The sequence below is a fragment of the Thalassolituus sp. UBA2009 genome (assembly GCF_002335285.1).
In the GTDB taxonomy this organism is placed as follows: domain Bacteria; phylum Pseudomonadota; class Gammaproteobacteria; order Pseudomonadales; family Oceanobacteraceae; genus Venatoribacter; species Venatoribacter alkanivorans.
In genome coordinates, this window is record NZ_DDCJ01000140.1 from 1 (window position 1) to 5,955 (window position 5,955).

At 52.0% G+C, this 5,955-nt stretch carries 5 protein-coding genes and 1 tRNA gene; 3 read left to right on the forward strand and 3 right to left on the reverse strand.

Features of this window, described 5'->3' with window-relative positions:
• Positions 1-195: 195 nt before the first annotated feature.
• The 3 genes from B3P58_RS16680 to B3P58_RS16690 all read left to right on the forward strand — a co-directional run bounded on the left by B3P58_RS16680 (position 196) and on the right by B3P58_RS16690 (position 2,904).
• Entirely contained in the window at positions 196-1,224 is a 1,029-nt protein-coding gene (locus tag B3P58_RS16680) for a restriction endonuclease subunit S (protein WP_349676601.1), read from the forward strand.
• A gap of 126 nt (positions 1,225-1,350) precedes the next feature.
• Positions 1,351-1,635, forward strand: a complete 285-nt coding sequence (locus B3P58_RS16685) for a type II toxin-antitoxin system HigB family toxin (RefSeq protein WP_286719171.1) — start codon at positions 1,351-1,353, stop codon at positions 1,633-1,635.
• 9 nt (positions 1,636-1,644) lie between these two features.
• Complete coding sequence (locus B3P58_RS16690) at positions 1,645-2,904, forward strand: ImmA/IrrE family metallo-endopeptidase (protein ID WP_286719173.1); 1,260 nt, start codon at positions 1,645-1,647, stop codon at positions 2,902-2,904.
• 223 nt (positions 2,905-3,127) lie between these two features.
• Here B3P58_RS16690 and B3P58_RS16695 read toward each other — a convergent pair whose 3' ends face one another.
• The 3 genes from B3P58_RS16695 to B3P58_RS16705 all read right to left on the reverse strand — a co-directional run.
• Positions 3,128-4,042, reverse strand: coding sequence for a hypothetical protein (locus B3P58_RS16695; protein ID WP_286719174.1), 915 nt, complete (start codon positions 4,040-4,042; stop codon positions 3,128-3,130).
• Positions 4,043-4,256: 214 nt separating this feature from the next.
• Positions 4,257-4,333 (reverse strand) — tRNA-Arg (locus tag B3P58_RS16700).
• 135 nt (positions 4,334-4,468) lie between these two features.
• Positions 4,469-5,955 (reverse strand): 3-hydroxybutyrate oligomer hydrolase family protein (locus B3P58_RS16705; protein ID WP_286719176.1); only part of this gene is annotated, 1,487 nt, incomplete at its 5' end.

Sequence of the window (5,955 nt, forward strand, 5' to 3'; positions counted from 1 at the left end):
CACCATTATCAAAACGGGAAACTCTCTTCTTTTCAATCAGAAGTGTGAGATCAGGTCTGAACTAATTCATAAATTTCTACTGGTGATGTACTTGTTTCGCTCACCAGACCAAATTTAAACGCTGTTGCTCTTGTTACTCCAGATTTTGACGGGCAGGTTGCATCTACAGGATTTGAGGTTCTGCGTCCGGTTCTTGTGGATTCTCGCTACTTATTTTACTTGGTGAGAACACGTGATTTTATTGAAAAAATATCTGGTTTAACGCAAGGGGCGCTATATCCAGCAGCAAAGTCTGCTGACGTAAGGGAGTATCAGTTTCCTCTTGCCCCTCTTTCCGAGCAAATCCGTATCGCCGATATGCTCGATCGTGTTCTTGCTCGCGTGAATGCAGCCCAATCCCGGCTGGATAAAATCCCGGCATTAATCAAACGCTTCCGCCAATCGGTACTGGCCGCGGCAACGTCAGGGGAACTGACGCAGGAGTGGCGGGATATGCACAATATTGATCCTACCTATGTCACCTTGGGTGATGCTGGCGTCGTTATTAAAACAGGCCCTTTTGGCAGTGCCTTGCACAAGGAAGAATATATTCATGGTGGTATTCCCGTGATCAATCCAATGCATATTAAGGATGGGGAGATAGCACCTTCCTCGGATATGACAATCACGGAATCTAAATTTGACGAACTGAATGCATGGCATTTACAGGAAGGAGATATCGTCATTGGTCGACGGGGAGAGATGGGGAGAGCTGCAGAGGTTCCCAAACATAGTGGTTCTATGTTGTGTGGAACAGGGTCTATGATCATTCGTTCTGAGCCAGAACGGATACTTCCTGCGTTTCTATGCCTTGTACTTAGATCTCCAAATGCTATTCGTTACTTTGAGGGCAATGCCATTGGTTCAACGATGGTTAACCTGAATCAAAAAGTGATTAAGAATTTGCCATTTCATTACCCAAGTCTGGACGAACAAAAAGAAATTGTCCGACGCGTTGAATCCCTGTTTGCCATCGCCGATAACGTAGAAAAACAATATCAGGATGCCAGGGCCCGTACCGATCGTCTGACTCAGGCGATTCTGGCCAAAGCTTTCCGTGGCGAGCTGGTGCCTCAGAACCCGGATGACGAACCGGCAGAAGCCTTGCTGCAACATATTCAGCAGCAGCGGGCAGAACAGGCGACGGCTGGCAAGCGTGGCAAAGCCCGCAAAGTCTCAGGATAGAGGGACGTATGGGCGACCCCAACCGGGCGCAGCATGAATATAAAGTTACCTTTTTGGTAACTCTATAGGTTTTATCTATTTTACCATTTTGGTAACTTTTGCCAGAATGTAGCAAGAGGGATCTGAGTGAACGTTCTGGGAAGAAACCTCCTGACCGAGTTTTCCGAAAAGCATGCCAACGTCAAAAGTGCGCTGGAGGCCTGGTTTCATGAAGCCTGCAAAGCTGAATGGAAGACACCGCAAGATATTAAAAACCGCTACCGCAGTGCCGACTTTCTCGACGACAACCGGGTCATATTTGATATCAAGGGTAATCACTACCGCCTGGTAGTTAAAGTGCATTACCAGAACGGTATTGTCCGGGTTGAGTGGGTGGGCACACATGCTGAGTACAGCAAAAAGCGGTTTTAGGAGCGCGTTATGAATCACGTAAAAATTATTAAAACCGCTGCAGACCATGAGCGTGCCCTGGCTCGTCTGGATGAGCTAATGGACATGATGCCTGCTGAGGGATCTGCGGCTGCTGATGAGCTGGAGCTGCTGGCCATGCTGATTGGTCAGTATGAAGAGAAAGCCTTTCCGATTGACAAACCAACAGCCCTTGAAGCCATTCAGTTCCGTATGGAGCAGCAGGGTCTGCAAAACAAAGATCTGATTCCCTACATTGGCTCTGCTCCCAAAGTGTCCGAAATTCTTAACGGTAAGCGACCATTAAGCCTGAACATGATCCGGAAGCTGCATGCGGGGTTGGGTATTCCGGCAGACGTGCTGATTCAGGACGATCAATGTGAAGCGGCGTTATCCGATGGCATCGACTACCGGTTGTTTCCATTGGCCGAGATGCGCAAGCGCAGCTACATCGCGGGCTTCTCCGGTACATTAGCCGAGCTGAAGGAATACGCTGCTGAAAATATTAAGGCGTTCCTCGGCGGCGTGGGCCTGTCCATGGATGCGTTCAACGGTGACAACAGCACTCCGGCTTTGTTGCTAAGAACCAGCGCGCATCAGGCCGATAACAATAAAGAATACGATCCATATGCACTGCTGGTCTGGCAGGCTCAGGTTCTGCACCTGGCAAAACGTAAACCATTAAAAACAGCATATGTTCCTGGATCTGTTACCCGTGAATGGCTGCAGGATCTGGCCAAACTTTCGGCGTTACAGCAAGGACCTGTACTGGCGGTAGAGTATCTGAATAACGCGGGCATTCAGCTGGTGTTTGAAAAGCACATGCCCAAGACCTATCTGGACGGTGCCGTTTGTATGCCTTCACCCAATCAGCCGGTTATTGCGCTGACCCTGCGACATAATCGGGTGGATAACTTCTGGTTTACGCTGATGCACGAGCTGGCGCATTTGTCGCTGCACTTTGCGGCGGACAAAGACAGCAAGCACCAGTGGATTGTGGATGATTTGGATAAAACCTCCGCCGACCCCAGAGAGCAGGAAGCGGATGCTCTGGCACAAGAAATTCTGATTCCAAAAGAAAGCCTTTCTCGCGGCATTCCTGATTCCGATACCGGTATTCGCGAACTGGCAGCCAGATTGCGGATTAACCCTGCCATTATTGCTGGCCGTGCCCGCCGTGAATCGGGTGACTATAAACGTCACCCGGCTTTCTTCGGTAAAGGATGCGATGTGCGCGATATGATTCAGGCTGCTGGGCTGGCAGATTTCTGAAATTATGGAGTGTCTCTTCGGTATCGGCCATGTCTAAGCAACGCGAACTGAACCTGCAGATTCCGGGGGGGGGCGCTACTTGATGAAGCCGGGCGACCAGTTGTCCTTAGCAATAAGCGGATCATGCTGATTGTTATCCAGGCTCAGCGCATAAAATGACTCACTTGATAGATCCCACGCACAGTGATTGCGTTGTGACCGTTCTGAATGAGTCACAGAATCCTTAAACTGGGATTCTATTCCTGATCCTGAATTCATCGGTGAATGTTTTTATGAAGCTGGGGACATGGATGGACTGCGTGCCGAACAGCATATGCCCATCCTCTTGGATGGGGTATTTAGAATACCTTTTACCATTCATGCCTTTCACTGAAGAAGCCACAATTTCTTTGGCTTCCTGATAGAAGACGGCCGGATCGACCAGGAAACATCCATGTTCGTCAGTTCTCACTTCTAATAGAGCAATCAACCGTTCTGCAGCTTTCTGAATCAGAAAGGTATTAGCACCGAAGGAGATTCGACCGCCGGTGTATTTACCATAAGTAATATTGTTTTGGTGTTTTGGTGCTTGAGCGGGGCTTCCTCGGGTATTGGAGTACCAGTAAGCCGAATTGATGATTAGCTTTTGGCAAACACTAAGCGGAACGACACCGCGAACAGTCAGCTTTTCCTTGGCTGACTGCTTGAGCGTGTTGGCATCAACACGACTCTCGTCAGCAGTACCGAGCCTATCTGGCTGCATGGTCCCGATGACTTTGGTGTTGAGATAATCAATGCCGTGGACTTTTTTCTGATGCAGAAACAGCTCGTTATAAGGGACTTCTGCGTTACAGGCCGAGCAAATGTAGAGGGATTTTCGTTCTGGTTTGAGTGTATACCAACGCTCAATAACCAGAGTCAGCTGCTTGCTCTTTACGCCCGTACCGATCCAGAACTCCTGAGCGTGATTTCTTAACAAGTGTCCGACGTAGCTGCCAACATTGGGTGTTTCTGAACAGGTGGTACAGTTAACGAATCGGGTGGCAGAATGGACTCTGTGCAGATGGTTTGTTAGTTTCTTTACGCCAATTTCTTCCAAGCAGACCGGACAAAGAGTCATCTTTGTTGCTGCTCGTTTTTTGAGGGGGGTGCTGCCCATGTCGCTCTCCTTGCTATGCCGATGACCATATCGGCAATGAGGTAGGAGGTAAAGCAATCAACGGAATTGAGACCAGGAGGGTAGATATCAAATACGACTGGTCAAAAAAACAATCGAAAACAACAGAGGTCTCAGAATGGTCTCAATTTGGTCTCAATTTGGTCTCAGAGCCAAATTGGTTAGTGGCTACTATCGCGGGAAGTCTTACTGGGAGTGGCCCGCCCGAGAGGATTCGAACCTCTGACCTCTGCCTCCGGAGGGCAGCGCTCTATCCAGCTGAGCTACGGGCGGTTTACGTATGAGCAACTTGAGGCTCAGGTCGTAAGTGCCCGCATTGTATACGTTTTTTTCGGGCGGCTCCATAGGTGGAGCTGGTGCGGCAAAACAAGCGGCAGAGCGGCGGTTGTCAGCGCTCTGCCGCGGTCATTACAGCGCCTTCATTACAGCACCCGGGTTACCGCAGCCGGCCGGGATGGTGAGGGTCTTGCCATCCAGCTGAATACGGCAGTCGCTGCTTACGTTGTCTGCAGCCCGCATGGCTGGCAGGTTGGCGGTGGTCAGCAGGTCGGCAGCATCGGCCCGTGGTGTCGTGGCAACCACCTGATTACCGGGCAGCGGGCTGCCATTACGCAGGTGGGCATACATCTGGTCGAGTGCCTGGCCAAAGTAATAATGCAGGCCGACGTAGCGGGTTTTGTAACCCGGAAACAGGCCATTCAGCAGGTCGAGGTGGTGGGCATTGAGCACTTCCACATAGCGCAGATCAGCATTGGCTTTGCTGCCCTGACTCTGGTTAATGGCGAAGTACGGCCGCGATGAATGATTCAGCGGAATGATGGCATCGGCACGCCCATGCACAATGACCGTCGGTACGTTCAGCTTACGCGGGTCAGCGCTTACTTCGGCGATACCGGCCGCTACACGCTGGGCTTTGGTTTGATCAGCAGCGTTAGCTCCTGAAGCCAGATCGCGCAGGCACAGGTGTCCGGCGAGATTCTGGTCGGCACTTGCGGCGCGGTCTTCGCTGCCGGTTTTATTGTCGATCAGCACGATACCGCCGGTTGGTGGAATACCATTACCTGAGGCAAACAGGTCGGCCAGCTGGGTGGTGGTGGCGGAAGTCGGCGCCAGGGGTCCAAATGCCATTGAGAAGTCGCACAGATTATCGCTTACACCAAAGCGGCCATAAGCATTGGCGTAGGTAACGGCAATGGATTGCGGCACTTTGATGGTGCTGTTGGCGTGCTGGGTAAAATCCTGTTCCGGCACCAGGCCGTAATCGCGCAGCTGCTGCTGTGCATCGGCTGCCAGCTCGGCATCGTTGGCACCGCTGATCAGACCGGCGCTCTGCAGCGCATGGCAACGGGCAGCACTGCCACTGCCCACGGCGGCAGCATCGGCACCCACACTGGCGCAGGGCTGCAGCACACTGAGCAGGCTGGTGTAGTCGTACAGGCTGCGGCCAAGCTGATTCCACTGATAACTGCCCTGCTGCACACTGTAACCGGCGGCCAGCGACTGAGCTGGCTGTACATTAGGTTCCGATACCACCACAGCGTCAATCAGGCCGCTGCTGTCGAGTTCTGCGGCACGCAGCGAGGCGCCACCACCGTTGGATACACTGGCGGCAATCACCAGCGTGTTGTTGCGGCGCAACACCTGCAGGTTTTTACCGGCGTCATTTTCACGGCCGAAATTCTCCGGCAGATTCAGCACGTACATCGCGGCCTGAGCTGCCTGCAGCACAAACAATCCCCAGTCTTTTTCCGGGTTGGCACCAGAGTGCGCGTGTTTATAAGCCACACGGGCAGGATAAGTGGCACTGAAATCATCCAGCCCGGCATCGCTGGCGGTAAAGTGCGAGGCCGTACCAGCTGCCGTTGCACTGGCCAGGGTACCGTCGGCCAGTATCA